The sequence below is a fragment of the Peribacillus sp. FSL H8-0477 genome (assembly GCF_038002765.1).
Taxonomy (GTDB): Bacteria; Bacillota; Bacilli; order Bacillales; family DSM-1321; genus Peribacillus.
Map to the genome: position 1 here is coordinate 294,217 of NZ_JBBODE010000001.1, position 26,825 is coordinate 321,041.

Annotated in this window: 25 protein-coding genes and 3 pseudogenes; 11 read left to right on the forward strand and 17 right to left on the reverse strand. The window is 38.8% G+C overall.

What is annotated here, in order from left to right:
* Positions 1-167: 167 nt before the first annotated feature.
* The 3 genes from MHI18_RS01565 to MHI18_RS01575 all read right to left on the reverse strand — a co-directional run bounded on the left by MHI18_RS01565 (position 168) and on the right by MHI18_RS01575 (position 2,634).
* The gene (locus MHI18_RS01565) at positions 168-1,340 is read right to left on the reverse strand and encodes a YhgE/Pip domain-containing protein (RefSeq protein ID WP_340847543.1); all 1,173 of its coding nucleotides are present in this window, start codon (positions 1,338-1,340) and stop codon (positions 168-170) included.
* Positions 1,341-1,361: 21 nt separating this feature from the next.
* Positions 1,362-2,015, reverse strand: a complete 654-nt coding sequence (locus MHI18_RS01570; protein ID WP_340845647.1) for a TetR/AcrR family transcriptional regulator — start codon at positions 2,013-2,015, stop codon at positions 1,362-1,364.
* A 163-nt stretch (positions 2,016-2,178) separates the two neighbouring features.
* On the reverse strand, positions 2,179-2,634 hold the full coding sequence (locus tag MHI18_RS01575; protein WP_340845648.1) for a CBS domain-containing protein: 456 nt from the start codon (positions 2,632-2,634) through the stop codon (positions 2,179-2,181).
* A 274-nt stretch (positions 2,635-2,908) separates the two neighbouring features.
* Between MHI18_RS01575 and MHI18_RS01580 the strand changes: the two genes are divergently transcribed.
* Positions 2,909-3,097, forward strand: a complete 189-nt coding sequence (locus MHI18_RS01580; RefSeq protein WP_340845649.1) for a hypothetical protein — start codon at positions 2,909-2,911, stop codon at positions 3,095-3,097.
* A 236-nt stretch (positions 3,098-3,333) separates the two neighbouring features.
* Complete coding sequence (locus tag MHI18_RS01585; RefSeq protein WP_340845650.1) at positions 3,334-3,690, forward strand: MarR family transcriptional regulator; 357 nt, start codon at positions 3,334-3,336, stop codon at positions 3,688-3,690.
* A gap of 292 nt (positions 3,691-3,982) precedes the next feature.
* Here MHI18_RS01585 and MHI18_RS01590 read toward each other — a convergent pair whose 3' ends face one another.
* A complete protein-coding gene (locus MHI18_RS01590) occupies positions 3,983-4,738 on the reverse strand; it encodes an SDR family NAD(P)-dependent oxidoreductase (protein WP_340845651.1) in 756 nt (251 codons plus the stop codon).
* An 81-nt stretch (positions 4,739-4,819) separates the two neighbouring features.
* The gene (locus tag MHI18_RS01595) at positions 4,820-7,816 is read right to left on the reverse strand and encodes a UvrD-helicase domain-containing protein (protein ID WP_340845652.1); all 2,997 of its coding nucleotides are present in this window, start codon (positions 7,814-7,816) and stop codon (positions 4,820-4,822) included.
* A gap of 184 nt (positions 7,817-8,000) precedes the next feature.
* Between MHI18_RS01595 and MHI18_RS01600 the strand changes: the two genes are divergently transcribed.
* Complete coding sequence (locus MHI18_RS01600; RefSeq protein WP_340845653.1) at positions 8,001-8,492, forward strand: DUF2716 domain-containing protein; 492 nt, start codon at positions 8,001-8,003, stop codon at positions 8,490-8,492.
* An 88-nt stretch (positions 8,493-8,580) separates the two neighbouring features.
* Here MHI18_RS01600 and MHI18_RS01605 read toward each other — a convergent pair whose 3' ends face one another.
* From MHI18_RS01605 to MHI18_RS01620, 4 genes are all read right to left on the reverse strand, one after another.
* Entirely contained in the window at positions 8,581-9,264 is a 684-nt protein-coding gene (locus tag MHI18_RS01605; protein WP_340845654.1) for a DUF1643 domain-containing protein, read from the reverse strand.
* A gap of 106 nt (positions 9,265-9,370) precedes the next feature.
* On the reverse strand, positions 9,371-9,508 hold the full coding sequence (locus MHI18_RS01610) for a hypothetical protein (RefSeq protein WP_340845655.1): 138 nt from the start codon (positions 9,506-9,508) through the stop codon (positions 9,371-9,373).
* 212 nt (positions 9,509-9,720) lie between these two features.
* Positions 9,721-11,034: an acetamidase/formamidase family protein gene (locus MHI18_RS01615; RefSeq protein WP_340845657.1), complete on the reverse strand. Its 1,314-nt coding sequence runs from the start codon at positions 11,032-11,034 to the stop codon at positions 9,721-9,723.
* Between the two features lie 160 nt (positions 11,035-11,194).
* Positions 11,195-11,845 (reverse strand): hypothetical protein, encoded by a 651-nt coding sequence (locus MHI18_RS01620; RefSeq protein ID WP_340845658.1) that lies wholly within the window; start codon positions 11,843-11,845, stop codon positions 11,195-11,197.
* A gap of 183 nt (positions 11,846-12,028) precedes the next feature.
* Between MHI18_RS01620 and MHI18_RS01625 the strand changes: the two genes are divergently transcribed.
* Both MHI18_RS01625 and MHI18_RS01630 read left to right on the forward strand, forming a co-directional pair.
* The gene (locus tag MHI18_RS01625) at positions 12,029-12,328 is read left to right on the forward strand and encodes a hypothetical protein (RefSeq protein ID WP_340845659.1); all 300 of its coding nucleotides are present in this window, start codon (positions 12,029-12,031) and stop codon (positions 12,326-12,328) included.
* Positions 12,329-12,342: 14 nt separating this feature from the next.
* Positions 12,343-12,759 carry a hypothetical protein gene (locus MHI18_RS01630; RefSeq protein WP_340845660.1) on the forward strand — a complete coding sequence of 139 codons (417 nt, stop codon included), beginning with the start codon at positions 12,343-12,345 and terminating at the stop codon, positions 12,757-12,759.
* Between the two features lie 129 nt (positions 12,760-12,888).
* On the opposite strand, the gene MHI18_RS01635 is transcribed toward MHI18_RS01630, so the two are convergent.
* From MHI18_RS01635 to MHI18_RS01660, 6 genes are all read right to left on the reverse strand, one after another.
* A complete protein-coding gene (locus MHI18_RS01635; RefSeq protein WP_340845661.1) occupies positions 12,889-13,473 on the reverse strand; it encodes a hypothetical protein in 585 nt (194 codons plus the stop codon).
* Positions 13,457-14,215: a hypothetical protein gene (locus MHI18_RS01640; RefSeq protein WP_340845662.1), complete on the reverse strand. Its 759-nt coding sequence runs from the start codon at positions 14,213-14,215 to the stop codon at positions 13,457-13,459. Before MHI18_RS01640 ends, MHI18_RS01635 begins: the two co-directional genes overlap by 17 nt.
* Positions 14,216-14,230: 15 nt before the next feature.
* Positions 14,231-14,743 carry a hypothetical protein gene (locus MHI18_RS01645; RefSeq protein ID WP_340845664.1) on the reverse strand — a complete coding sequence of 171 codons (513 nt, stop codon included), beginning with the start codon at positions 14,741-14,743 and terminating at the stop codon, positions 14,231-14,233.
* A 377-nt stretch (positions 14,744-15,120) separates the two neighbouring features.
* Entirely contained in the window at positions 15,121-16,587 is a 1,467-nt protein-coding gene (gucD, locus tag MHI18_RS01650) for an alpha-ketoglutaric semialdehyde dehydrogenase GucD (RefSeq protein WP_340845666.1), read from the reverse strand.
* Between the two features lie 92 nt (positions 16,588-16,679).
* On the reverse strand, positions 16,680-17,573 hold the full coding sequence (locus MHI18_RS01655) for a fumarylacetoacetate hydrolase family protein (protein ID WP_340845668.1): 894 nt from the start codon (positions 17,571-17,573) through the stop codon (positions 16,680-16,682).
* Positions 17,574-17,646: 73 nt separating this feature from the next.
* Positions 17,647-18,414 (reverse strand): IclR family transcriptional regulator, encoded by a 768-nt coding sequence (locus MHI18_RS01660; protein WP_340845670.1) that lies wholly within the window; start codon positions 18,412-18,414, stop codon positions 17,647-17,649.
* 460 nt (positions 18,415-18,874) lie between these two features.
* Between MHI18_RS01660 and MHI18_RS01665 the strand changes: the two genes are divergently transcribed.
* From MHI18_RS01665 to tnpA, 3 genes and pseudogenes are all read left to right on the forward strand, one after another.
* Positions 18,875-20,869 carry a YjhG/YagF family D-xylonate dehydratase gene (locus MHI18_RS01665; RefSeq protein ID WP_340845672.1) on the forward strand — a complete coding sequence of 665 codons (1,995 nt, stop codon included), beginning with the start codon at positions 18,875-18,877 and terminating at the stop codon, positions 20,867-20,869.
* 237 nt (positions 20,870-21,106) lie between these two features.
* A pseudogene (locus MHI18_RS01670) lies at positions 21,107-22,262 on the forward strand (gluconate:H+ symporter); the annotation flags it as partial.
* Positions 22,248-22,427 (forward strand): IS66 family insertion sequence element accessory protein TnpA, encoded by a 180-nt coding sequence (gene tnpA / locus MHI18_RS22100; RefSeq protein WP_445669975.1) that lies wholly within the window; start codon positions 22,248-22,250, stop codon positions 22,425-22,427. The pseudogene MHI18_RS01670 and the gene tnpA, both read left to right, overlap by 15 nt.
* A 793-nt stretch (positions 22,428-23,220) precedes the next feature.
* Here tnpA and MHI18_RS01675 read toward each other — a convergent pair.
* On the reverse strand, positions 23,221-23,613 hold the full coding sequence (locus MHI18_RS01675; RefSeq protein ID WP_340845674.1) for a hypothetical protein: 393 nt from the start codon (positions 23,611-23,613) through the stop codon (positions 23,221-23,223).
* A gap of 320 nt (positions 23,614-23,933) precedes the next feature.
* Here MHI18_RS01675 and MHI18_RS01680 point away from each other — a divergent pair, with 320 nt between their 5' ends.
* The 3 genes and pseudogenes from MHI18_RS01680 to MHI18_RS22105 form a co-directional block, all read left to right on the forward strand.
* A complete protein-coding gene (locus tag MHI18_RS01680; RefSeq protein WP_340845507.1) occupies positions 23,934-24,497 on the forward strand; it encodes a helix-turn-helix domain-containing protein in 564 nt (187 codons plus the stop codon).
* A pseudogene (locus MHI18_RS01685) lies at positions 24,491-25,324 on the forward strand (IS3 family transposase); the annotation flags it as partial. The gene MHI18_RS01680 and the pseudogene MHI18_RS01685, both read left to right, overlap by 7 nt.
* A gap of 45 nt (positions 25,325-25,369) precedes the next feature.
* Positions 25,370-25,762, forward strand: a pseudogene (locus MHI18_RS22105) (IS66 family transposase); the annotation flags it as partial.
* Positions 25,763-25,846: 84 nt separating this feature from the next.
* Here MHI18_RS22105 and MHI18_RS01690 read toward each other — a convergent pair.
* Complete coding sequence (locus MHI18_RS01690; RefSeq protein ID WP_340845676.1) at positions 25,847-26,794, reverse strand: hypothetical protein; 948 nt, start codon at positions 26,792-26,794, stop codon at positions 25,847-25,849.
* Positions 26,795-26,825: the final 31 nt, after the last annotated feature.

Consider the following 26,825-nt stretch of genomic DNA (forward strand, 5'->3'; position numbering starts at 1 on the left):
ACTTAAACCGCCTTTATAGTTAAAATAATGTTCTCGACTATGATGTGTTTCCTTTCTGGTAAGATAAAAAAATATTCATCTATAATATCGGATTTTAAAATGATTTATTTACCTAAATTGCACATCAAAAAAAGCAGCTATACAAGCTGCTTTCCGAATAACATGATTTAACGATTTAAGTGAGGTTGTGATTGTTCTTGTGACGAACTCATCTTAAGGCTAGTACCCAGGATAACTAGCCCACTTACGATTCCAATCCACACCAGGATCGTTACTGGAGAACTCCAGGTTAATCCTTTACCGAAGTAGAACAGTTCACGCAAGCCTTCTACCATGAACCTCATTGGCAGCCACGAATATATCCAATCCCGGTAAAAGGAAGACATCATTTCCGGAGCCATTGCAAGCAACGGTGCACCAAAGAATAGCATTAATACAAAAATTGGAATTCCTTTAAACCCGACTAGTGAAAGGACAGCTAAGATCATTAAGTAAAAGCTAAAACTCGTTATCGAAAGGAAAAGCGCTGTATCCGCAAATTGAGGAATCGTTAATTCTAACATGCTGTCTGCCAGCCACGTTAATCCAAATCCAATAACTAGGGAAAGAATAGCACCCATTAAAATTTGAACGATCTTTGCCGCCAGGTTCTCCTTAAAATCAGCAATGGGTAATTTACGAATAACCAGAAAGAGAATGGCTGCACTCGCTAGACTTGCCATCCATAGCGGCTGGAATAAAGAAACCGGCGCATTCCCGTTTGCACTATTCGTACCAATCTCATTCACATTCGTAACGGTTTTAGTAATAGGAGCAACGAGGCTTTCCGCTTGTTTAGCCGTTAAAGCGGCCCCTTGTTTGTCAAACTCATCCAGAAGTTGTTGACGAACTGTATTGTTCATATTGTCGACGACACCATTCAAGAGTTGTCCAGCCATAGTTGAAGCAGCGGTATTCATCCCCTGATTGATAAATAGTTGAACCTCCGGGGAAGAAGGTGCTGGTGTTCTTAGTGATGCCTGCTTAGCACTAAAATCTTTTGGAATGGTCAAGGCTGCATAATAGTCTTGATTATCCATCCCTTTTTGTGCGTCCTCAGTTGTTTTTACGATCACCCATTTCACAGCTGTAGTTGGATTCTCTTGAATCATATTTACGATGGTTTTCCCCATGTTCATACTCGGTTGATTAGGAATTTGCACGCCTTCGTCTTCATTCACAATCGCGATTGGTAAATTCTTTGGTTGTGGTTGAACCGATGGAAAAAGTGTTAATGAAAAAATAAAGACGACCAACAAAGCAATGATAGGTGAAAGGACCACCAATTTATTTTTAAAGATAGCCATTATTTAACCCCCCATTTATTTTTTAAAGCCATTCATTATAAAATCAATCACTTCATCTAATTCTGCCTCTTCATCCATAACGAAGTTGTCAGTAAGTAAAATAAAACGAGAGGTAATATAGCCAAATAGAAATGTGACGAACATCCGAAGAATAATAGGCGATGGCTTTTCAATTAACTCTCCACGCTCTTTAAATTCCTCAATGATCTTGATGAAATGATGAACAAGTATTTCGGAAACTAAAGGTTTAAGTTCTAGTTTAAACTCCTCACGATACATAACTTCTTTTACAAGAATTTTAAATAATTCTTTGTTTTCTTTAATAAACTCAATTCGGTTTTTAAGAAGTCCTCGTATAAACTGTTCAAATGTACCCGGATTTTGTGCCATTAATTCAGTAAAAAGCTCTTCCGCCATTCGAGGTATTAAATCCTTAAGAAAAGGTAACGTAATCGAAAGCAGTAAGTTTTCCTTCGTTCCGTAATGGCGAAAGATCGTGGCCTCTGCTACCCCAGCTTCTTCGGCTATTTCGCTGGTTGACGTGTTGGCAAACCCTTTTTCGGCAAATATTTTAATGGCTGCCTCCACTACTTTCTGTTGTTTGTCTGTGTGTTTCTTCGAAATTTTCGCTTGGGCAATCATTTCATCAATCAGATTCTTTGATGGCATTCGGTCCACTCCTATAAAAAATGTGAGTAATCACTTACTTTTTATCTTATCTTCTTTTTCGAGAAAGTCAACCTCCGTCTTTCTATTATTTCCGAGCCGGCTATTTTATATTTTCCATAATAAAAACGGACAGCCATTTTGCTGTCCGTTTTCGACTCAATTCTTAGTTGATATCGCCTAATAGCTTTTCTCTTAGTTTTTTAATCATATCTCCACGACTCACGATCCCTACTACTTCGTTATTTTTATTAATAACCGGGATCTTTTTGAAATGATTATTCGCAAGAAGTTTTAGCACAGATTCTAACTGATCGTCTTCATTGACGGTAACCACTTTCTTACGCATCGCCTGTTTAATAGATTGATTTGCAGCTTTCGTCAACGTATCATCCAGGTCATCCGTGTAACTTAAATAATAACCAAAGTACGTAGTATGCGTTTTAGGATTTAGTGTTCGTAAAACATCACCGTCAGAAATAATGCCGACTAACTGGTTCTTTGTATTTACGACCGGAACCCCACCGATTCTTTTCTCTACCATTAATTCTAATAGTGTTTTAAAGTTTTCATTTTCATCTAGCACAAATACATCTTTTATCATAAAGTCTTTTACTAACATTGCTGATTCCTCCTCATCTCTTTGTTGAACAAAACCAATTTGGTTCAGAAATAGCAATCATTTGAAAGTACCTCTACATATAGTCTACTAAATAAAAAAAATCTTCGCTAACGGTTTATTTGATTTTTACGAAGAAAATTATTATTCATATATACTTTTGACACAGAAATTATTTTTATCCTTTAAAGAGAATTTTACGTTATAATTAATAGAATATTAAGAGTATTTATTCAAAGAAAGAAGGTGCGTATTCTACCTTCAAGGGAGTGACTCTATGATTATAAGAAATGCTCGTTACGCAATGATATTTTTTGGGGTATCTCTTCTATGGCAACGTCTTTCAGTGGATTATATTTTGTGGATACCAACCGTGATAACCACCTTTATTCTTTTTCTTCTTTCCCTATTATTTGATTGGGCTAAGACTCCATATAAATGGAATAAGAATGACAAAGAAAAGTAACTGCATAGAATAAAAATTGAGTAGGGAACATCTACCCCATCAGAAATAAAATAGCATTTCAGATCCATGGTTTCTCTCGACTACTCTTCATCCTTGTTCTACTAATTCTTTTGCTTTGTTTGATGGTTCGTTGAAAACTCTAAGTGTAATAGTAACAAGTTTCTTTTTCTTTATTGCCAGTCCTATGAAATTCAAATTATAAAAACTGTTTTCAGTTAAATGAGGAGTGTTACTTTATGGGTGCTTGGGGAACAGGAATATTTGAGGATGATACTACTTGTGATGTAAGAGGTGATTTTATTGATTACTTGGAAGAAGGTAAATCTGTAGAATTAGCCACTCAAATAATAGTAGAGGAATACTCAGATAAATATAGTATTGATGATGATTTGGAAGTAATGTCTTTAGTATATATTGGTCTTTCCGCAATACAGTTAGATAAAAAATGTCTTCAAGAACAAGTGCGTAAGAATGCTATTGAATTGATTGAACGTGGTGCAGACCTTGAGCTGTGGGAAGAAGATGAAGATGATTATGAAGAACGAAAAAGAGTGTTGAGTGAGTTTAAACAGAAGTTACTTACTGTTAAATAATGAGTCGTTTAACTTCAAGAACAGGACTGTCCATATGAACCAACCCCCGAAAGTTAGACAATACCTTCCGGGGGTATTTAGTCACGTACAAAAAAGAAGCGATAGGATGTTAAATTATGTACAAATACTTCGCATTTCCATACAAACGCAATGCTAAAAAAGCACCTTGACCGTTGGGGAAATTTCTTCTACAAACTCAGTAGCGGCTTCAATTAGTACCATGGTTTAGCAACTTCTCAGAAAAAAAACAGACCAAAACGCTAGGCGAATGGGTCTGTTCAGTGATTTTTATTTAATGCAGCATAATCGAGCCGCCGTCGACCATGATCGTTTGTCCAGTAATGTATTTACTGTCTTCAGATGCTAGGAATACGGCTACTCGTCCGATATCGTCTTCTGGATCACCCAAACGACCAGCTGGGATTCCCTTTAACATGCCTTCATACATTTCCGGTTGTGCTTTAGCCCATGCTTGGACGCCTTCAGAATTGGCGATAGGAGAGATTAAATTGATGGTAATTCCATCTCTGCCATGTTCGTTCGCCGCAACACGCGTCAAACCGCGAATCGCTTCTTTTGCTGAAGCATATGCTGCTTGTGTCGGCTGCCCATTTAAGCCTGCGCCCGAAGCAAAGTTAATAATGTTACCCTTTGTTTCTTTTAAATGAGGCATTGCTGCCTGCATTAAATAAAACGTTGGATAGTAACCTGTATTAAATGATAGATCTAGAAGTTCTTTGGTTGTTTCCATAAATGGAACTTGACGAGAAACGTGTGCATTGTTAACAAGTACATTTAATTTCCCGTACTTGGAGACAACTTGTTCAACCAATCCTGGCAGTTCATCATGTTTCGTTAAATCAAACGGAATAAACATGGAATTTGGTGAATGCTGTTGAATTTCTTTCTCAACGATTCGACCTCTTTCTTCACTCAAGTCGACAATAACAACAGTCGCCCCTTCTTTTACCATGGCTTTAGCCATTCCAGCACCAATACCACCGGCGCCACCAGTAATTAAGACAACCTTATCTGCTAACTTTTTCAAATAAATTCCTCCATTCCTCTTTACATCTACAGCATATAACTTATCTAGATAAAATTGCAAGAATATCCACTAAAAGACAAACTAACGACAAAATTCTTCCTTCACCTTCTCTGTTCTCCGGCAAGTCGGAAAATTACTGCATCCATAAAAACTGCCGTACTTCCCTTTCCGTTTGATCATATACCCGCCACAGCCTGGACAGATCTTCGGATTGGTTAACACATCTGTATTTTTAAGTGTGTAACCGCATTGAGGATAGTTCGTACAGCCGAGGAATGAACCGTATTTACCATTGTTCCCTCTCAGCACAAGATGTCCAGTTTGACACCTTGGACATTGAGGATTCGTTTGAACGCTCTGCCCTGCTGGCTCAACAGACACATCATAATTACTCTTTAATTCTTTCACAAAATGTGACTGTTTATTCTCTGGTGCTAATATATATGTAGTGTTCTTCGTTCTCGTAATGGCAACATAGAACAAACGTCTTTCTTCAGCAAATTCAAATCGATCACTCTTCGTCAAGACCCAGGAAAGCAGCGGATCATCTACCATCTTATTAGGAAAACCACTCTTACTATTTTGAGCATTAAGAAGAATACTGTTATCGGCTTCTAACCCTTTTGCTCGGTGGGTCGTTAAAAAGAACAATTTAATGTTTGGATGCTTTTTATAGACAATCTCTACCTGCTCCCCCTTCCCTTTTCTGACGAACTCCCCACTCTTAAGCACATCATTCACATCAAAATTATTGCGCCCTAATAACATGATTTCTGTCTCTATACCATGAATCGTAATAATCTCAGCAATGGCTTCTTTCAGTGAATCGAGATAATCATTCTGGTATTCCAATATTCGAATAGGGGCTGCAGCTTGTTTCGTTGATTGAAGATTCTTTACCATTTGGTCTTTATTCTTCATGACAAAATCTCCGGCAATCGTTATTAACTCTTGTGAATTCCGGTAGGTTTGTTCAATCTTTAATAATTCATAGTGACCAAAGTATTGTTCAAACTTTGTAAATAGCTGAATATCACTCCCCGCAAAACGATAGATGGACTGCCAATCATCCCCTACACATACGATCTTCGCATGTGTTTTCCTCCTAATCGCATCAACTAAATGATATCTACTTTTAGAAATGTCTTGATATTCGTCAATAATGATATATTTATAAGGAAATTGAACCTTTCCTTCCTGTACAATCGAAGTGGCCAAATTAATCATATCGTTGAAGTCGATATACTCGTTTTTTTGCAGAAACGACTGATAATAATCAAAAATGGGACGTACTACTTCAAAAAACAGTTCTGTTCGTTTCCGTATAAAGGGGCTTTGATTTTGTTTTCTATTTTCCTTATGAAACTCATCGAATGCAGTCGAATCATACCCGTTCGATTTAAACAATTGAATAAAGCTCGAAATCAGTTTAATGAACTCATGAAAATAGCGGTCCTTGGTTTGATCAAAAATGGAATCAAAGACCCCACGAAAATCGATTTCCTTAAATACAACCCCATTTGCCACTAACAGTTCTTCTAATTTTTCAAGTAAAATCCCGTTATTATTATAGAAGGAATACGTTTCAACTAATGTTGTCCCCTTTTCCTCATGAAGCTTCCGTTTCCACTCCATCCCTTCAAGGTATTTCTTTTCCTCAATTTCACTAAGCCAGGGCGTTCTATTCTGTTCATTGACCCCGAAATGTTCTATGTACAAATCAAACTCTGGTAAATAAAAATCAGGTTTATACTGACTGTATTGTATGCTTTCTGTCCGATGTGGATAGGGCCTTTCATAGACGTACTCTACGCCATTTAGAAACAAGAAGTTCGCAATGATTATTTCTTCATAGCTCTTAACCGTCTCGCCATGAAAGGTTTTATACTCTTTTGCCAGCTCATCCGCCGCACTTCTTACATATTCCTGCTTATCCGTTTTTCCTTTAAGGGTCTCGTAATCCAAGTCTCGCGTATGTTCGTGATACTCCCCCAAAGTATCAAACTCTTCGATACTTTTCGGAATTGTTAGGTAGTAACCAAAGAACATGACTAATTTCTGAATCACCGTTTTATGTTGATAAATCTCTTTTTGAAAATAGTGATGGATCACTTCCTGAAAGGAATTGAAGATCTCAGGTTTTGCTTGATCATTTTTCGCGAGAATTTCTAAACCAAGCTTATGAAACGTTTTTACATCCACCTTAACCCCAAGCCGTTTAACGACCCGTTCAGCCATTTCAATCGACGCTTTTTTTGTAAATGAAATGAGCAAAATTTCTTCCGGTTTAATGTTCTTCTTATCTACTAAGTATTTCACCTTACCCGATATGGTCAGCGTTTTTCCGCTTCCAGCCCCAGCGAGAATCAGGTTGCTAGCCTCATCCGTTACAATTGCCGTCCTCTGTTGAATATCGAGCGATTTTCCGTCAATATCATTAAAAAATGCCTCGTTTTCCCGTAATTCCTTTTGAATATAAGTTGCATTCCAATCCTTTATATACCTATTCAAGTCTTTAAAAATCGCCATAAAGGTCGCTACATTGTTTGTCTCTCCTGATGAATCGTCAAAGAAAGTAAACAGCTCCCCATATTTTTTCTTTAAATACTCATAGTGGGTAGTGGTAATATACATGCTTTTCAGCTTCTTAACGATACGTAGAAACTGCTCCACCTTTTGAAAATAAGGAGTGAGAAATGCATTCCTTTCCGCTTGCAACACATCCAATGAATCTAGCTTCGGAACAAATGAATTCCGCAGCAAAACCATTTGTGCGTTAAGCTTTGGTAACCGTTTTGCACTAAGTTTTTGCTCACGCTGAAAAAACGCGACCGCTGCTACTGAAATAGCCTGCACCTGATTACTACGTAAATAATCATAGTCTTTATTATAAAGATCACGGATTTGTTGTACCTGCTGATCGGTAATCAACGCTTTTTGATTCGTAAGACTTCTAATCTTGCTATCCAGATCCTTTTCTTTCCTTGTAATGCTCTTTAAGTACTTTTGAATCTGTTCGTAATACTTCGCTTCTTCTGACTTCATAAATAAGTTTTTAATACTCTCTAAAATCGCCATAAACTATGTATACCGCCTTGAAGTTTTCTAATAATAGCCTGACTCTCCCTATACCAATTGTAAATATATCTATAAATCCCATAAATATTAAGTTATATAACTAAATTGTACCATAAGTTATATTCTATAAAGGACAAAAGTGAGTAGTTTTATACTATACTCAAATAAGAAAGGACGTTATTTAATGAAAAACTGGATTCCGTTTTCTGAAGAAGAGTACGCACAAATTTGGGACAGGATACATAGAGATTTTAAATTCGAACCTAGTATTTCTAAGTTCCCATCTTTTCAGGTACCACAGCCTTTTGTAACATATGATATTTCTGATTTTTTCGGGGAATCAGCTGATTTAGATGCTTATGATAACCTTGAAGAGAGAGCATTAGATGCATTTAAAGAGTGCATTTTGGATGACGAATATATCCTGGCACTGAATTACCAGCATGATTGTTTTTGGGTAAATCCACATTTAACATTCGAAAGAGATGAATGGGGAGAATGGAAAATACCCATCTTTCCGAATGGTGATTACTACTTCTTTATCCATAAGGATTTTAAATTTGGCTTTCTAGGGCACCCATGGGAAAGAAGCATTACTATATTTGGAAAAGAATTCATAAATGCTTTTGATAAACAGAAGCCAAGTATGTTTCGTAAGGTTTTAAGACACAGCTAATTAAAGACCGTCACTTATCTATGCCTCAATAGGTGCCTCCAAAAAAAAACTCATTTAAGCTATAAATGAGTTTTTTCTAATCTATGCATTAAATGAGTAGTGGGGCTTTTATGGAATAATCGTCTTCTTGGATAGAGATGAACTTACCATTCTGTACCTTATGAAGCTTAATTTTATCAATAGTATTTGGGTTTCCATTTGGACAAATATGATAGGAATATTTGTCCATGTAAACGTATTTATCATGATACTTTGTACTGGTTCCGAGAAAGACAGTTCCATGAAAACTCTCCACGTAACTCACAATGGTATCTAGGATAAATGTATATTCTTCCTTATCTATGATAGATCCCGGTATCCCACCTGTTCCTAATAGGATATAGTCAGCTGATTTAACCGCTTCCTGTACAGTTCTTAAATTCGCAAACATCTCTTTATAGTAAAATTCTTTTGATTTACTTTTCACATCATGTAACACACTATTTAAATGACTAGCACTTGATTCATAGAATGGGTACACATTCACGATGCTAATTTCACCAATTTCTAAGTGTGGAATACTAGTAAAGGCAACGCTGGCACATTTATTAAGTGTATTATCCGAATCATGCTCATTCGCTTTACTTGGGTTCATTAAAATAAAAAGCATTTTTTTATGATACTGATTCTCTAACTGTCCAGTAATTATTTTTCTCGATATCATTTCACCGGATAAATGTTCGATGACACAATGGGTTGGCGTCTTAACATAGTGAGGATAGGTAATTGGCATAATCAACAACCTCCTTTTAAAACATAATACCATATTTATCCAAATGAAACTTATGGATACATATAATAAAAGTAAGATTGTCTTTAATGGTTATACCTAAATACTACTACACTGCTATTGCGTTTACGTCTACTTCCCTCTCCATACTCCAACAACCATCACGATAACTCCATTCTTCGAACGTAAACATTCTTGATAGTTCTTCGCTGCCACTAGTTAACTCCTTACTCTTCTTGCGAATCATTCTGTTATTAAGGTGTTTTTGGAAACCAATACATTCTTTTACCGTTTTTAGAACAATCCGTAAAAAAGGTGACAAAATAGCCGGGAGACATCTGCTCAATTTGTGAGGTACTTCCCGTTCTCATCGCTTCATCCCAGTTGGACAAATACTGATCATGCCATTCCGTAACATTTCATTCTACTAGTCATCACTTATAATTTTCTAAAATAGTTTTAAAAGGATCCCACGCTAGTATGACTATACTGATCTTTTACGAGCTGTGTAATCCCCATTTTATTCAGATACTTTACAGGACATAAGAAAGTAATCGTTACGACGCCTGGATGTCTGCCAATTTCAATTGATCCTGTTATGGTTGCTCGATTCATCACTTCTGGGATCGTTATCGCAAGAGCATCTGCTGCTCTCTGCAGTCCGTTATCTGTTGCTTCATTTAAATCCGCTCCGGTTCCAATAAACGAGATGGGCAGCGATTCTTCCAGTTTCGCGACTCCCCATTGATCTGCAACACTCCGGGCTGTCTCTTTTTCTTTCTTGGTAATCGGCTTGGCTAGATATGGAAGATCTTCTTCAACGGGTAATAAAATCGGCCCATCAATCGTCAGTCCTTTAATGACGATAACCTGGAAGGTAACAACCCCAGCCACATCCGCTGTATGGCCAGCGATTTCTCCATCCCCTTGCATCGCATGCATATCACCCAGATAGACACCACCGCCTGGGACTTTTACTGGGCAAATTAAAACCGCTCCCTCGCGCACACGGTTAATATCCATATGCCCGTCGGTCCGATCCGATAATTGCTCCCTCGTTAGACCGTTTTCATGTGGAGCATCGATCAAAAATTGACCAAAATCGCCTGCGTTGTGCGAGTCAGGAAACGGTCTTGAAGGGGTTGTACCGAATTGGCCTAAAAATGGACGCAGTCTTGCAACCGTACCGACTAAATCATGTGGAGCAAACGTCACAATTGGATTCTGAACCGAATGTTCAGGTGTTGCCATATAGGTTCGTCCATCATGTGCAATATGTTCAGCTGCCTCTTTATGTAAGGTAACTCCCACCGTTCGATTCGAATCAAAAGCCAGCGTATACCCGTTTGTAAAGATAAATGGCGTCACATCCTCACCACAACTGGCACAACGAATGGCCTCTTGACCGATTCCTTCAATCACCGTCTCCGGATTCTTCGTCCCACATCCAGGGCATATTCCAGCAACAAAGGGATCTCCCTCAAATCGCCCCTCTACCGTTTGATCATTTCCTGATGAGGTAGCGGAAGAGGTCACTTGAATCGACTTAATCTTAATCGCAATCGCATCTCCCAACTCGGCTCCCTCGACAAAAACAGGCTTGGTCACTTCATGACCGCCCCGGATTGACGGGGTAATCATAGGTCCCCAGCACCCCGGAGCCGTATTCGCGACAACATGCCCGCCATCCTTTACGGGTCCCAGCATTTCTTGAGCAGGATCTAAGATTCCATTGGTAAATTCATTCACAAAAACCGTTTGCTTTGCTTCCATATCATCATTTCCTCCTATGCGTATTTTCTCAATTTAAAAAGTAAACTACTCTCTCATTACTATTCTAGTAAATCACTTGCAAATCCTTTTTTTAGCCAAGAATGGACAGTTTACTAACAAAAAACAGAACCGCAAATACGGCTCTGTTACGATAAATCAATTACTCACCCTCAAGAGGTGTCAACTTCACCGCTGCCTCTGTCTGAATGACATCTCCTTCACTTACAGAAAACGTATACGAAGCTTCGCCATGTCTGCCGAGGATTGTGTTTACCGTCATCCCCTCGTTGACGATAAAATTACTGCCTTCTCCAATGGGTGTTGCTTTATATCGACCTTCTGGCAGATCCTGCCCTACCGTATAATAACCAGCCGGCAATGTTTTCGGTTTTCCCTTTGCTTGTTTGACTGCCCCACTTAACGAGGCCAACTCGCTTTCTTTTTCCTTCACCTTGCTCGTCATGTCTTTTACCTTTTGTTCTTCCTTTTTCAACAGACCCGTTACCTCTGACAGCTGTGCCTCCATTTCATCCTTGGACTCGATTAGTGCATATACGACGTCTGCTTCATCCACCATCTCAGCTGCCTCTGCCTCCGCTGTATCTTTCTCATTTTCCAGGGCTAAAATAGCAGCTTTCAATTCGTCAATTTTTTCTTTGGATTTCTCCACTTCCTTTTCCAACGCAACCGCATCCAGCTTCTTACTATTTAACGTAACAACTGCTCGAGATGTCCCGATTTCCAATCCGATAAAAAAGATGAGGATCATCCCCACAAGAATACCCGCCGCCCAGATCCAACTCTTTCTCATCAAGATTCCCCCTTGATTGTTGCACTCTTTACTATAGATACAAGTAGATTCGGAAAAATAGACCACCTACTATGGACTTAGGGGAATTGGTGCCTCAAAAATATTTTTATCGATGCTACTTTGTCGATTTAAATTGGTATATATGGGATGAACCATCAAACTAACTAGTTGGAGGAATCCCGTATGACCAAAAAAATCATTACGTCCATTGCCAAAACGGATACGTACACATCCCTTTCCACTTTCTCCTCGGTAAAAGAGATGAACCTCGCATTGCAGCACTATCAAATAACGTTCGATGCCGAGCTGACGAAAACAGAAAAAACCGTCCTCATCACCTTGTCACACTACAGCTGTATCTATCCTAGAGTCAGTTTTCTGCGTAAGCGAAAAATTGGTGAGCTAGTGGGGAAAAGTCGACGACCATCATTCGTGTGTGTAATCGTTTGGAGACGCTCGGGATCATTCGGCAGTATAGCTTAAAACGAGAAAATGATTTGCTGCAAACCGTAAATGCCATTGTCATTCTCCCAACAAAGAACGACACAGAACCCCCAATTACCCAGCATGTCACACCCGCACCAGCGGATTTTGTCACACCAAAAAGCCTTATTATTCTTAAGCAAAAGAAAGAGATAAAGAATACGTATACCCCAAAAACTCCTTATGACACTTTCAAGGAAAGGGCCGCCTGCTTTATCTCAAATAAAAAAATCATTCAAACGTTATATGGGATTTACCGAGCGCAAACCGTTTCATTAAAAGCAGCGTTCCAACCAGAAGACATCCTCAAATCCGGTCTTCAATCACTCACGATCACACTCCAAGCCACCAAACAGAAGACCATCCGAAACCTGCCCGGCTATTTCAACGGCACCTCAAAGAGCTGTATTTCACCACCCTTCATGAACTAGGCTGGAACGAAAAAACAGCAAGCACCCCAATAGGGATACCTGCTGTAACAAATCTTTCATATACGTTGGAGACTTACATATCTCAATAATAGAATCATGAACAACTACATACCATTACCTGCTCTTTCCCTATTCCGGTAGGCTCATTAACTTTTGGAAAATCTCTGTCCGAATTAATTCAGGAGACGTGATGTCTATTAGCTGAATGTCGATAGCAACGGCACGTTGAATTCCCCAGTAACGTTTTTTAGCTTTTTCTAAAGGAATACTCGTCCAAACACTTAGATCATCTTGAGTTTGTTCAAAAAAGTCATTATCTCCAAAAGGTGCAGCAAAAACCCAAAAATCTGATACTGCCGGCATTCTTATCCAAACTGAGTAATCAAAGGTATAGCGGATCAGTGATATAACGGGATATTCTTGATCTTGTAAGATAACTTCAATTCCAAATAAAGATCCTACTCTTAAATCAGGGATCATTTCAGAAACGGAATCATTTTCTACTTGATAAAGCTTAATAAAATTGGTTATCATCCAACCATTCGAATCAGTATCTGATTTCCAACGCAAGAATCGTGGTGTAAGAGTAATATAGCCTTCTTCTTCCCCAATCCGGTCCATTTCAGCAAACAGCACTTCTAAGTTTGCATAGGTTTCTTTTATTATTTCAATTGCAGTCGTAATATTTTCGCCACGATTAATTGTTACAGACATATCCAACATCTCCATTCAGTATTTTGGTTGGCCATTGCCAACTTTTCGTATCAAAAACAGGTTTTTGGAAAAGAAAGGGCTCATTTGATACTTCTTTTTGCAGCAGGTCCTTTGAAAAACCCTTATAATGCATTAACCGTTTCTTTTTCAACAAATCTATTAAATCAATAAGGATTAGTTTCTCACCTGTCAGGTAATCAGTGGTATCGATTGCAGTCAGCGTTTCCAGCACATCCTCCCAACAGATATAACCAAGGCTCACTTCTGGTTTAATGATGTTTCGTTGCTCTAAAGACTTTTCAACAGCTTGCATCATCTGGAAAGGTGCTAAAAAGACTAAAAAGAGCGGCTTCCTGTCTTCCCTAAGATCCAAAAGCATTCGTGCATAACGTGCTAACTGGTTCCGACTAGTATCAGAAGTGATTTCAAGGTCAATTCCGTCTTCAGACGATATCCCGCTAAAGTACTTAATTTCTATACCAATCAATGCATTGGTTAAAGGGAGTAATAAATCAATTTCGCCCTCCTCATGCTTAGGCCAAAAATTCAACTCTGTATAGCCAGTCTCTTTTTGAAGCGCACTCAGCCATTCCTTCTGGACTATCAAATTGTTAAATCTAACAGCTGAGAGCACATGTACTAGCCCTTTCTCAAAAGGCAAATAACGAATGGTTCCAAAAAAATCACCCGTTAGCTGATCCTCCAGCGTATGAGAAGCTTTATTTTTAATTTCAGCTAGCATTCAATCACCTCCCATTTATAATTTCGACCCATTAATCCAAGCTGTGAAAAAGTTCCAGTCTCGGACCGTTCCATTATCATTCAGTATCCCTAAATAGACCCCATCGCCTTTACCAACCTGCCATATGGCTTGTGCTGAATTAGGCTTATCGGAAATGCCCATGATTTTAACATAATGATAGAATGTATCTTTACCTAACCCGATGTTTTCAGAAACGTACGCTACTAGATAAATATCAATACAACTAGCACCAAAGCGTTTAGGATCACCGTTTAATATATGCTTTCTAATCAATTTAATTTGTTCATGGGGCTCAGCAGCTAGCAGTTCGTCCTTAATACTCTCAAGCTGATATGCAAAGTAACTTCGTTTCTCCCACTGTTTTAATTTTGCAACATCTCCATTTAACGCACCCAGTTTAGTCAGCATATTTTTCAAGTTGCACACAGTTGGTATTATCTTAGTATGTAGACTTCTTCCTCTTAAAGAACTTGGCAAAATAATAGTCTCTGAATGATTGACTGTCATATATGGACCTCCTCTAGTTAATAAACATATATCTTTAACAAATAATATAAATATAGTTAAATTGTACCATATATTACCTAGCAAAAAAGCACCCCTAAGGATGCTTTTGGTTGTTTATTTGTAGTATTAACCGTTGATTTAAATTGTTCTAGCTCTTTCTAATAAGATTATATTAGAAATAAATAAAAAATGTAGGCATCAAAGAAAACGAAGTAGTTCTCTAAATACTTTCGAATTTGTAATTCTGATAACTATAATTGCCCATTTTCATTAAAATAAGAAAAGCTAAACCACGCCTTAAGAGGCCTTGGTTTATTAATGTGTATTCATGAGAACAATTAATAGCAAGAACATCTTTGTAAGAAGATATTCTTCATTTAGGGCTTTACAAATATCGTTTTAATAGACGTGTAAAACTCTTTTGCCGCTTCTCCTTGCTCACGGGAGTGGGAGCTGGATTGTTTCATTCCTCCGAATGGGGCTTGCAGTTCAACTCCAGCAGATTCAGCGTTAATTCGCACGAGACCCGCATCCATCTCATTAATAAATGAAAGCATGTGACCGATATTTTTAGTGAAAATAGAAGCACTTAGTCCGAATTTTACGTCGTTTGCGATGTGGACGGCCTCTTCAAGAGTCTCAACTTTAATAAGGGCGAGCACTGGTCCGAAAATTTCCTCTTGGGCAATAGTCATTTTGTTATTTACGTTTTCGAAGACAGTGGGTTCCATAAAGAATCCATCAGCTAATCCCTCTTCTTCTATTCGTTTACCGCCATGAATCAATGTTGCGCCTTCTTCTATTCCTTTCTTTACGTAAGAAAGGACTGTATTAAGTTGATTCTCACTTGCACACGGTCCCATCCATACATCTTCATTCAAACCATTTCCAACTTTTATTTCCTTTATCTTTTCAATAAGTTTATTTTTGAACTCCTCATACACGTCACTTTGTACGATTACCCGGCTTGTAGCTGTACATTTCTGTCCCGTAGAACGGAGGCCCCCACTAATGGTTGCTTCTACTGCCTGATTTAAGTCCGCATCATTGGCAACAATTACGGGATTCTTCCCACCCATTTCTAACTGATATTTAGCACCACGCTTGAATGCGCCTAGTCCAATTGATTTACCGACCGAGTCAGATCCCGTGAATGTCACACCATTAATATCCGGATGATCGGTAATTGCCTGACCTATGACAGACCCCGGTCCTGTTACCATGTTAATCGTACCCACTGGAAACCCTGCCTCGTCAAAACATTCCAATACTTTGGCTGCAGTCACCGCAGCTTCTTGAGCTGGTTTCAGAATAACGGTATTTCCATAAATGAGTGCCGGTGCTATTTTCCAGATAGGGATTGCTACTGGGAAATTCCAAGGAGTAATCACCCCGACCACTCCAAGGGGAACACGCGTAGTGAACATCAATGCATCAGCATCCGATGGCGGAATCACATCCCCTACTTTCCTCATCCCTTCTCCTGCATAATAACGGAGGATGGCGACACCTCTAGCTGTTTCCCCTTTTGCTTCGGGAAACGTTTTTCCCATTTCACGAGTCATCGTCTCCGCAATCTCGTCCATACGTCGCTCGATTGCGTTCGCGGCTTTATACAAATACTCTCCACGGGCAGCACCAGTCAGTTTCTTCCAAGATACTTGTGCTTCTTTCGCAACACGAACAGCTTGATCCACATCTTCTTTTTCAGACTGTTGTACATACCCGACGATTTCATGACGATTGGCTGGGTTGATGCTCGTATTAACCTTTTGATTAGATGCAGCTACCCATTTACCATTGATATAGTTTAGATACGTTTTTTCGTCAGTTTTTATATTCATCTTCTATCCCTCCATATTCCTTTTAATGGTTAGTTCTGTAATTTTTGTTTAGTTTTGTGAATAGTCAAAAATAATTGGTAGATTTATTTTACTTAAATTAAAATTTTATTTGGTAGTTTTACACGATTTTTCAAAATACCAATATCAGAAACTTCAATTTCAATCTGATCGCCATCCAATAAGGTAAAGTCATTCTCAGGAATAATACACGTACCAGTCAACAAGACAGTCCCGTCAAAAATTTCATTGTCACGAATGAGGAAGGATACTAATTCATCATATTTTCTTTTCAACTGGCTGGTATTTGCTTTTCCTTCTACTTTAAGCTCGCCATTCCGGTAGATTTTACATGTGATGTCGAAGTTATAAGGATCTTCCACGGACTCGGCAAGGAGAATGGCTGGACCAATCGAACAAGAATTTTTCCACATTTTTGCTTGTGGTAGATAAAGAGGATTCTCTCCTTCAATGTCACGACAACTCATATCATTCCCGATTGTGTATCCAAGGATTTCACCTTCTCGATTAATGACTAAGCCCAATTCAGGCTCAGGAATCTGCCAATTCGAGTCACTACGCAAATACACCTCTTGATCTGGGCCAACTGTTCGAGCAGCCGTAGATTTAAAGAAGATTTCTGGGCGTTCAGCTTCATAGATCTTGTCATAGAAAGTAGTGGCATCAAGCTTTCCATCAGTTGCTTCATAGTTACGTGCATCGCGGCTACGCTCATATGTAACACCAGCAGCCCAGACTTCTTCAGCTATAATGGGAACGAGTAACGATAAATCGTCTAAAGAATTTGGAATAGACACTGATTTAGAAAGAAAATTTTCAATAAAAGAAAGTGGAGAAACTTTTTGTTCGTTTGCCTCTTGGATTAATTGAATCAATCCTTCTTGAGGAAGCGGGTACACTTCCCCCTCATTTGTAACAGCTGCTAGCGTTGCTTTTGAATGGTCATTTGAATATCGGATAATACGCATAAATAGAACCTCCTCTTGTTTTATATTATAAAACTCAGTTTCTATATATAGACAATAGAGAAGGGAACCACTTTTATGAACTTGGTATCCCATTTCCCATTTGTTCTGATAATTGGAAGGTTGCCTGTTTCAGTTGTTCAATGAAGATGTGTAACTGAGACTCATTGATGCGACCTACTAATGTAGATAGGCTAATCGCTGCAATCACTTTATTCTCATGATTTCGAATAGGTGCTGCGATACAGCGAACACCAGGCTCGTTTTCCTGATTATCAATTGCGTACCCTTGAGATTGAACGTGTTGAAGCTCTTCCATAAATTCTGATTCATCTGTAATCGTAAACTCCGTTTGTTTTAAGTAGACATATTCATGTAGAATGGCTTTGATTTCTTCCGAATCTTTAAAGGCGATTAACGCTTTCCCAACCGCGGAGCAGTGAAGTGGAATTCGCTTCCCTATTTTTGAATAACGAATGACAGCCATCGGCCCTTCTACTTTATCAATATAGACCCCTTCTTTTCCGTCCAGTATCACCAAGTGAGTGGTCTGTCCGGTTTTTTCCGATAAATCCAGTAAGTATTTTTTTGATAACTCTCGAACATCCAAGGACTGAATGACATAGTTCCCTCTTTCAAAAAGCTTCATTCCCAATCCATACTTCCCATTCTCAGGATTTTGGCTGATATAGCCATGATTTAAAAGCGTTTTCAATAAAGAATGAATCGTACTTTTGTGAAGCCCTAACTGTTTACTGATATCTGTTATCTTCAATTCTGTTGTATGTTCGTCAAACAAATCGAGAATACGAAGCGCACGATCTACTGATTGAATAACAGGCATGAATGTCACCTACTTGTTTTAAATTATGAAACTCAGTTTTATAATCACAAAATTTTCTCACAATTTAATCTAATACTAGTTTTTTTGAAAAGTCAAGAACCATAATTCAATCCATGGGTATCTTTTTGACCTAAGCTTAATAGAGAATAAACATCTGGATATAGCTTTTAGGACCTTCTCCCCTGTCTGCCTCCCTTTTAGAAAAACAATGAATATCCGAGTAAAATTTCTTGTGAACAACTAGGTCTCTTATAGGATCATTGCCTCAATTGAATTAATTGACTTTTCAGAACATATATGTTTATTTTAAATTACACGTTACGTTCTTCATAGAAAAACGTTGTTTTATAATATAAAACAAAATTAGGTTTTTCAGAGAACTTCAAAGATAAATAAAATTCTTAGGTTCTTACATGACTGAGTATTCGGTTTTTTATAATCATTTTACGGAGGTAGATATATGTCATTTCAATCGATATTTGGCGAAGAAGATGTTTCTCTCTACAAAATTCAAACGCATGCAAAAGGGGCAGATGGTTCACTCCCGCTCACTTCAGAAATGTTGTTAGAATCACCAAGTGGTGACCTCTTTGGGTTATCTCAAAATGTTGGGATGGGTTGGGCAGCTTCAAACCTCCTTGGAAAACAAGTCCTCATCCTCGGTACACAAGGGGGAATTAGGAATCATGATGGGACGCCCATTGCATTAGGCTATCATACTGGTCATTGGGAAATCGGTTTATTAATGAAGGCGGCAGCTGAAGAAATCAGTAAACAAGGAGGCGTTCCCTTTGCAGGATTCGTAAGCGATCCCTGTGATGGCCGTACGCAAGGAACGACCGGGATGTTTGATTCCCTTCCGTATCGAAACGACGCTGCCATCGTTTATCGGAGATTGATACGATCCCTGCCTACACGTCGGGCAGTTATTGGAGTAGCTACATGCGATAAAGGTCTTCCAGCCATGATGGTCGCTTTAGCATCCATGCATGACTTGCCAACGATTATCGTACCTGGAGGTGTTACGCTTCCACCAACCAATGGAGAAGACGCAGGAAAGATTCAAACCATCGGGGCAAGGTACGCAAACAATGAAATTACGTTACAAGAAGCTGCCGATCTCGGATGTCGTGCATGTGCTACACCAGGGGGCGGCTGTCAATTCCTTGGTACAGCTGGTACCTCCCAAGTCGTGGCAGAGGCCCTTGGAATGGCATTGCCTCACTCGGCACTAGCCCCTTCAGGTCAGCCAGTTTGGGTGGAGATGGCTAAGCAATCGGCACGTGCATCATTAGTAATGGAGAAGAAAAAGATAACCACCAAGGATATTATAACGGATAAAGCGATCGAAAATGCGATGGTGATTCACGCAGCTTTCGGGGGTTCGACGAATTTACTCCTTCATATCCCAGCCATTGCTCATGCAGCTAACTGCAAGTTACCAACGGTTGAAGATTGGACAAGGATCAATAGGAAAGTCCCTCGTTTAGTCGATGTACTGCCAAATGGCCCTAGTGGACACACAACCGTAAAGGTCTTCCTAGCAGGTGGAGTTCCAGAGGTCATGCTTCATTTAAGAAAAATGGGTGTCTTGCATGAGGATGTACTAACGGTTACCGGAGAAACGCTTGGTGCCAATCTCGATTGGTGGGAAACATCCGAAAGACGGGCTTTGATGAAAAGACAATTGGTAGAAAATGATGGGATCAATCCTGATGATGTGATCATGGACCCACTCACAGCAAAAGAAAAAGGTCTAACGTCTACCGTTACCTTCCCGAAAGGAAATATTGCTCCTGAAGGATCCGTCATTAAATCAACGTCCATCGATTCATCTGTAGTAGGAGAAGACGGCGTCTATCGCCACACCGGAAAAGCGAAAGTATTTACGTCAGAAAAGACAGCGATAAAAGCGATTAAAACAAGCGGCATTCAAGCAGGCGACATCATGGTCGTTATGGGCGGAGGTCCATCTGGAACCGGGATGGAAGAAACCTACCAACTAACATCGGCATTAAAACATTTGTCATATGGAAAACATGTCTCTCTGATTACAGATGCGCGTTTTTCGGGTGTTTCAACTGGCGCTTGTATTGGACATATTGGACCAGAGGCCTTGGCTGGCGGAGCCATTGGAAAATTGCGTGACGGAGATATCATCGAAATCATTGTGGATCGCAATCAATTAGTGGGTTCCGTTAATTTTGTCGGAACAGAGAATGAAAGACTTTCTTTAGAACAGGCAACAACAGTCTTGGAAGAACGTGACCTTCATCCGGACCTTAAACCGGATCCCCAACTTCCAGATGATACTCGTTTATGGGCTGCCCTTCAATCAGTAAGTGGAGGAACTTGGCGCGGAAACATCTATGATACCGATCGAATTATAGAAGTTCTACAAGCAGGAGTAAAAGCATTAGACGAAGAAAAAAACTCATTCAAAATTAATGCATAGCATTCAACGATAAGTACATTTTTACCTTTTATCCTCCCCATATCCTCAGAAAATGGATGATGATGATGGATGATGATGATGGATGTTGATTTTTTCAGAACAAAATTGAGAGCGGTTACGATATTCATCACCCTATGGACTAGTAAACAAAATAGCATAAGCCATCCCAGAGTTACTAACTATTTTAGTAAGTTTGAGCAAACCGAAATATTTTAATTATTTTATGGGAGGTTTATTATGCCATTACTTATAGTAGCGTTTGGGATTATCCTCTTGCTCATTTTGATTACTGGATTCAAGTTAAATACTTTCGTGCGGTACACTTGGTCATATCGCTTTAATCTTTGGGCTTGGAGCCATGCTCGGCAGGCTAATTGCTGATGCAGGAGGAGCCCAGCGGATTACCATGACCTTAATTAACAAATTTGGCGAAGATAAAATTCAATGGGCTGTTGTGGTTGCTTCTTTTATCGTCGGAATCGCCCTATTCTTTGAAGTAGGATTGGTGTTATTGATTCCGATTGTATTCACCATGGCCAAAGAACTGAAAGTCTCTATTTTGCACCTAGGTATTCCGATGGCTGCAGCCTTATTAGCCACGCATAGTTTCTTGCCCCCGCATCCAGGGCCAACAGTCATAGCTGGTGAATATGGTGCAGATATTGGATTGGTTTTACTTTACGGAATGAGTGTCGCCATACCAACCGTCATCCTTGCCGGTCCCCTATACACGAAGTTCGCTAAAAAAATTGTACCTGTTGCATTCAAAAAAACTGGTAATATCGCTTCTTTAGGCGAACAAAAAACATTCAAGCTGGAAGAAACACCTGGTTTCGGAATAAGTGTATTAACCGCCATGTTCCCTGTTTTATTAATGGCCATAGCTACAATCCTTGATATGGTTCAAAAATCAGTAGGATTTCAAGATAATACATTAATAGAAATCGTTCGTCTGGTAGGAAACGCTTCAACTGCCATGTTGTTATCTTTATTTCTTGCATTCTATACAATGGGAATGGCAAGAAAGACTCCAATCAAAGATGTAATGGCTTCCTGTACCTCATCGATTGCCGCAATTGGGATGATGGTCTTAATCATTGGAGGCGGCGGTGCTTTCAAGCAAGTACTCATTACTGGGGGTGTAGGAGATTATGTAGCAGAATTATTTACAGGCAGTGCAATGTCACCGATCATTCTTGCCTGGTTAGTTGCTGAAATATTACGGGTTTCCTTAGGATCAGCCACAGTTGCCGCTATCTCCACGGCAGGATTAGTTATCCCTATATTGGCTCAATACGACGTTAATTTAGCCTTGGTAACGCTCGCAACTGGAGCCGGCAGTTCAATTTGCTCGCATGTGAATGAAGCAGGCTTTTGGATGATTAAAGAATGGTGCCAAAACCAAAATGTTACCTACTCACAGTTCCATTATTGGACGAGGAAGTTTAAAGATGAAGAAACTACTACCGAAACCACTCAGTGTTTGTCCTTTATACAAACTGTCAGGGCTTCATCTATTGTTGACCGGAAATGGCTGATGGCGAGTTGGATGACTTGAAGTTGATCTCTTATATATCTTGGATAACGAATCCCTAATTCATGAACAAACTGTTCTGCACTTTCTTGTTCATTGAACTGGCGAATGATCGTTTCCTTGTATGCTTGTATTCCTTTTGAACGATCTATCTCTACTATGATGCCTATTCTTTATTAGTTGACCTGTTCCCAGACACAAGGTGTGTTTAGCTAGTACATCTCCTTCCGGAGTTGCTCTTATGATAAGTTCCTTTTCTTTAACCTCGACATAGACTGTATTATTTCCCCTTGGACGGTACGTTCCTATCGGGAGGGAATAACGATAGATTTATATTTAATCACATTGTCCTTGTGGATGGTTCTTGATATACTAGAACCATGGTTGCTCTCGAAAGAGAGTAAAGATGAGACTGGTTTTAAGTGTTGCTTTTCGAGGGCGTGCACTTCTACCGGTCTCTTTTTAATTGTAAAGTGTACATTATAATTCTCCGTTCTTTTTAACCAGGCTAGGCAACTTTCGTTCCAAGAATTTCTATTCGAAAACACCCGATGTCTGGCGAAATTCATTTTCACGTATTTTACTACGTTTTCTACTTTTCCTTTACTTTGTGGATCAGCCTTTCTACATAAGTAAATCCGGAATCCTCGTTCTTTTTGATAGGCTTGGAATTAACCAGTCAGGACAATATCTCCCGCATTTTCACTTTCCGTTATTAGATGGTCCTGATCATAAACGATTTCTTCGGGCATTCCTCCAAAGAAAGAAAATGCTTTCTCATGACAATGAATCGTATCTCTTGTTGTAAAAGATCTGTTTAATTACTCCACATATTTACCGAGAGTGGGAGAGGACAAAAAGTTATGAAGTATAATTTAATGTCTTTATTTTCAGTGTTTTTACCTGTGATTTCTCCCCAGTCAACCTGTACCTGTTGTCCCATTGGTAGCTCTTCAACTGCCTCGTGCATGCGAGGATGAATCATTTTAGGGATATGATAGATGTCTCTTATATCACTTACATAACTCCGAATCGTACTGGCCCCAACTTCTAACGACGGAAAACGTTCTTTTAACCAATCTTCAATTTGTGCCGAAGATAAGTCTGGATGTTCTTTTAACCAAGTGACTATCCTATCCCGATAGGGATCCAGCTTCTTTTGTCTTATACCAAGAGCAATCATCCAATTCGTTGCTTCATCAAAAGTCATATCTAAGTATTTGTAAACTGTATTTCTAGAAATCTTAATTTTTTTGCAATGGCTGCCACTTTAAAGCCCTGTTTTTTTAATTGGGGCACTTCAACAATCAAAAGTGATTTTTCCACCTTTCAGATTCTCCAGCTAAACAATGATTTTATTTATCATAGCTTAGTTGAACCAATAATTAGATAAAAAGTGTTCAATTCCATTTGTCAGAAACTGTTTATTATAGTCTAGCAGTTACAACAAACTGCGTTTAGAGAAAAGCAGGCCCATGAAGTGCACCCCAAAAAGTTAGAGTCATAATCTAACTTTTGGGGTGTTTTAGTATGGCTAAATATAGCGATGAGTTTAAGTTGATGATTGTGAGAGAGTATCTGAATGGTCCACTTGGCTTCAAACTACTTGTTCGTAAATACGAGATAAAATCACCTACGCAATTAAGAAATTGGGTAAATATATACAAGAACCAAGGCGCAGTTGGACTTTCTAGAAAGAAAACCAATGAATTTTACTCTGTTCAATTCAAGCTTGATGTACTAAGCTTTATGAAAAGGACAGGCGCTTCTTACACTGAAACGGCTCTTCACTTCGGGTTAACCAATCCACCTTTGATTGCTTCGTGGAAAGGAAAACTCCTTGAGAGTGGTGTGGAAGGCCTACTTAAACCGAAAGGACGGCCAGCCATGTCAGACAAAGCGAAGAACAATCAAAGAAGAAAACAGCCTGTAAAAGAGATGACCGTTGAACAGAAACTCAAAAGGGAAAATGAACTTCTGCGTTTGGAGAACGAGTACCTAAAAAAGTTGCGCGCTTTTCAGATGGATCCGGACGGTTATCTCGAAAAGCACAAGCAGCGCTATCATACGAACTCAAAGAAGAATTCCGACTGAAGGATGTACTTCAGTTCATAGGTATTCCCGAATCTTCTTATCATTACCATGTGAAAAAAATGAAGCAAGAAAACCCTCATCAAGAAGTAGAAGAAATCATTCAAGCTATTTTTGAAGAGCATAATGGCAACTATGGGTATCGCAGGATTCGTTTAGCGTTAAAGAACCAGGGGCTCCTAGTGAATCATAAGAAAGTACAACGCATCATGAGAAAGCTTGGATTGAAAGGGGATAAGTTCACCCGTAAATCACGTCGATTTAGTTCGTACAAAGGAACAATTGGCACGGTAGCGAAGAACAGAATCCATCGCCGGTTTAAGACCCCTATTCCCTATCAAAAACTCACCACCGACATCACAGAATTCAAGTGTGCGGATGGAGGTAAACTCTACCTCAGTCCGATTTTGGATATGTATAATGGTGAAATTCTTTCATATGGGATGAGTATGCATCCGACACTGGACTTTGTAATAGAGCCTTTGAAGGAAACTCTTCGAGTAGTAAAAGAGGCAAGATACCGAACGACCATCCATTCAGATCAAGGCTGGCATTATCAGCATAGAAAATGGGTCCATACATTGAAAAAACATAACGTGTTCCAAAGCATGTCCCGAAAGGGAAACTGCTTAGATAACTCGCCTATGGAGAACTTCTTCGGATTATTAAAGCAAGAGATGTATTATGGTGAACCACTTCGCACGTACGAGGAACTGAAACGGACTATCGAGTCCTACATTTATTATTATAATAACCAACGCATTAAACAGAAATTGGCTGGAATGAGTCCGGTACAATACCGTCTTCAAACCAACCAATTGGCTGCGTAATATAAAACTCTAACTTTTAGGGGTCACATCACCATTCTGGACCTTTTTTTGAAATGGTTAAACAGTCAGAAACCAAGAGTATTGCCAAAAAGCGCCCTTGGGGCAGCCTACTGTCTTAATCAGTGGGAAAGCTTAGAGGTATTTGTAGAGGATGGTCGTCTAGAAATTGATAATAATCGGAGCGAGCGATCCATCAAACCTTTCGTAATTGGACGCAAAAACTGGTTATTCTCTAACACCCCGAGAGGGGCATACGGGAGTGCCATTGTTTATAGCATTGTGGAGACAGCAAAGGAAAATGGACTAAATCCATACTACTACCTTCATTATTTATTTAAGAAACTTCCAAATATGGATACGACAAAGGAAGAAGAGTTAGATCAATTACTTCCTTGTTCTTCAACATTACCCTTGGTATGTCGAGTTTTCAAAAACTAATATCTACATACTAACGAATCCCCATCTACGAATGTAGGTGGGGATTATTTTACGCTTACAGAAGTAGAATAGTTTAACCCTTAACTACTTATTAAGTTCTTTAAAGGCATCTTCTAAATTTAATATCTTTATGTTCGACATAGGAGTATTGAATTTAGAAAATATTTCATTTTCATTTTTCACTATAATTATACCTTTAGTTCCTTCTTTATCATCAATTGCTTTTTGCAACCTATCCACAGCTCTATTTACAGCCATTGTATGGACAGTTTCTCTCCAAACTTTAACATCAATTAATATATCTTTATCAGTAATTTTATAATCATAAAATCTATTCTCACTTGGTATTATATTAAATTTTCTATTTAACTGTCGTACAACTTCCTTTTCAAACGCGATGCCCTCATCAATCACTCTGGTCATATGATTTATAGGTAATATATCTTTTGAAGACTCCTTAAACCTTAAAATAAATGAAATTATTAAAGTTATAAGTGTACTTACGAGAAAAGTTAAAGAGATGATAGTTCTATCTAAATTTAATCCTATATTTAAACTAGAATTTATCAATAATGCTACTAGAGGGCCTAGTAAAGCAGTTGAAATAGGTAATAAATATTTTGAAAACCCTCGTTCTTTTTCTGCTTTTATTTTTTCATCTTCATTTATTTCTAATTCCTTTAAATTCAAGATTAAAGTAGTAATTTGTTCAATAACTTTTTTTCTTTGGGTAACAGATAAAAAGTCTGTTTCTAATATCTTGGTGAAAACTGAATTAAGTATTTGCTCTTGAGAATATAAATCTGCTACCTTAATTTTAAAATCCCTGGACTTCCCTTCCATTAACCAATAAATATCTCGTAGAGTAATTTCAAAATCTTCATTAACCATTCGTCTTATTAAAATCTTCACAATTTCTTCATTTGCATTAATAGTTCTTTCTTTCTTAGCTCCTATAGTCTGCTTATAAGTTAAAACGTATATTATTATTGATACCACTATACCAGCGCCACTAAGTATGTAATCTTGCATCTCTTACTCTCCTACTCTAACTGACTTGAAA

What these genes read in the sequence shown, in the direction of transcription:
- MHI18_RS01570 (WP_340845647.1), bottom strand. Translation starts at nt 2,015, where the DNA reads ATGCCATCAAAGAATCTGATTGATGAAATGATTGCCCAAGCGAAAATT.
- MHI18_RS01575 (WP_340845648.1), bottom strand. Translation starts at nt 2,634, where the DNA reads ATGTTAGTAAAAGACTTTATGATAAAAGATGTATTTGTGCTAGATGAA.
- MHI18_RS01580 (WP_340845649.1), top strand. Translation starts at nt 2,909, where the DNA reads ATGATTATAAGAAATGCTCGTTACGCAATGATATTTTTTGGGGTATCT.
- MHI18_RS01585 (WP_340845650.1), top strand. Translation starts at nt 3,334, where the DNA reads ATGGGTGCTTGGGGAACAGGAATATTTGAGGATGATACTACTTGTGAT.
- MHI18_RS01595 (WP_340845652.1), bottom strand. Translation starts at nt 7,816, where the DNA reads ATGGCGATTTTAGAGAGTATTAAAAACTTATTTATGAAGTCAGAAGAA.
- MHI18_RS01600 (WP_340845653.1), top strand. Translation starts at nt 8,001, where the DNA reads ATGAAAAACTGGATTCCGTTTTCTGAAGAAGAGTACGCACAAATTTGG.
- MHI18_RS01605 (WP_340845654.1), bottom strand. Translation starts at nt 9,264, where the DNA reads ATGCCAATTACCTATCCTCACTATGTTAAGACGCCAACCCATTGTGTC.
- MHI18_RS01610 (WP_340845655.1), bottom strand. Translation starts at nt 9,508, where the DNA reads ATGATTCGCAAGAAGAGTAAGGAGTTAACTAGTGGCAGCGAAGAACTA.
- MHI18_RS01615 (WP_340845657.1), bottom strand. Translation starts at nt 11,034, where the DNA reads ATGGAAGCAAAGCAAACGGTTTTTGTGAATGAATTTACCAATGGAATC.
- MHI18_RS01620 (WP_340845658.1), bottom strand. Translation starts at nt 11,845, where the DNA reads ATGAGAAAGAGTTGGATCTGGGCGGCGGGTATTCTTGTGGGGATGATC.
- MHI18_RS01625 (WP_340845659.1), top strand. Translation starts at nt 12,029, where the DNA reads ATGACCAAAAAAATCATTACGTCCATTGCCAAAACGGATACGTACACA.
- MHI18_RS01635 (WP_340845661.1), bottom strand. Translation starts at nt 13,473, where the DNA reads ATGTCTGTAACAATTAATCGTGGCGAAAATATTACGACTGCAATTGAA.
- MHI18_RS01640 (WP_340845662.1), bottom strand. Translation starts at nt 14,215, where the DNA reads ATGCTAGCTGAAATTAAAAATAAAGCTTCTCATACGCTGGAGGATCAG.
- MHI18_RS01645 (WP_340845664.1), bottom strand. Translation starts at nt 14,743, where the DNA reads ATGACAGTCAATCATTCAGAGACTATTATTTTGCCAAGTTCTTTAAGA.
- gucD (WP_340845666.1), bottom strand. Translation starts at nt 16,587, where the DNA reads ATGAATATAAAAACTGACGAAAAAACGTATCTAAACTATATCAATGGT.
- MHI18_RS01655 (WP_340845668.1), bottom strand. Translation starts at nt 17,573, where the DNA reads ATGCGTATTATCCGATATTCAAATGACCATTCAAAAGCAACGCTAGCA.
- MHI18_RS01660 (WP_340845670.1), bottom strand. Translation starts at nt 18,414, where the DNA reads ATGCCTGTTATTCAATCAGTAGATCGTGCGCTTCGTATTCTCGATTTG.
- MHI18_RS01665 (WP_340845672.1), top strand. Translation starts at nt 18,875, where the DNA reads ATGTCATTTCAATCGATATTTGGCGAAGAAGATGTTTCTCTCTACAAA.
- tnpA (WP_445669975.1), top strand. Translation starts at nt 22,248, where the DNA reads ATGATTAAAGAATGGTGCCAAAACCAAAATGTTACCTACTCACAGTTC.
- MHI18_RS01675 (WP_340845674.1), bottom strand. Translation starts at nt 23,613, where the DNA reads ATGACTTTTGATGAAGCAACGAATTGGATGATTGCTCTTGGTATAAGA.
- MHI18_RS01680 (WP_340845507.1), top strand. Translation starts at nt 23,934, where the DNA reads ATGGCTAAATATAGCGATGAGTTTAAGTTGATGATTGTGAGAGAGTAT.
- MHI18_RS01690 (WP_340845676.1), bottom strand. Translation starts at nt 26,794, where the DNA reads ATGCAAGATTACATACTTAGTGGCGCTGGTATAGTGGTATCAATAATA.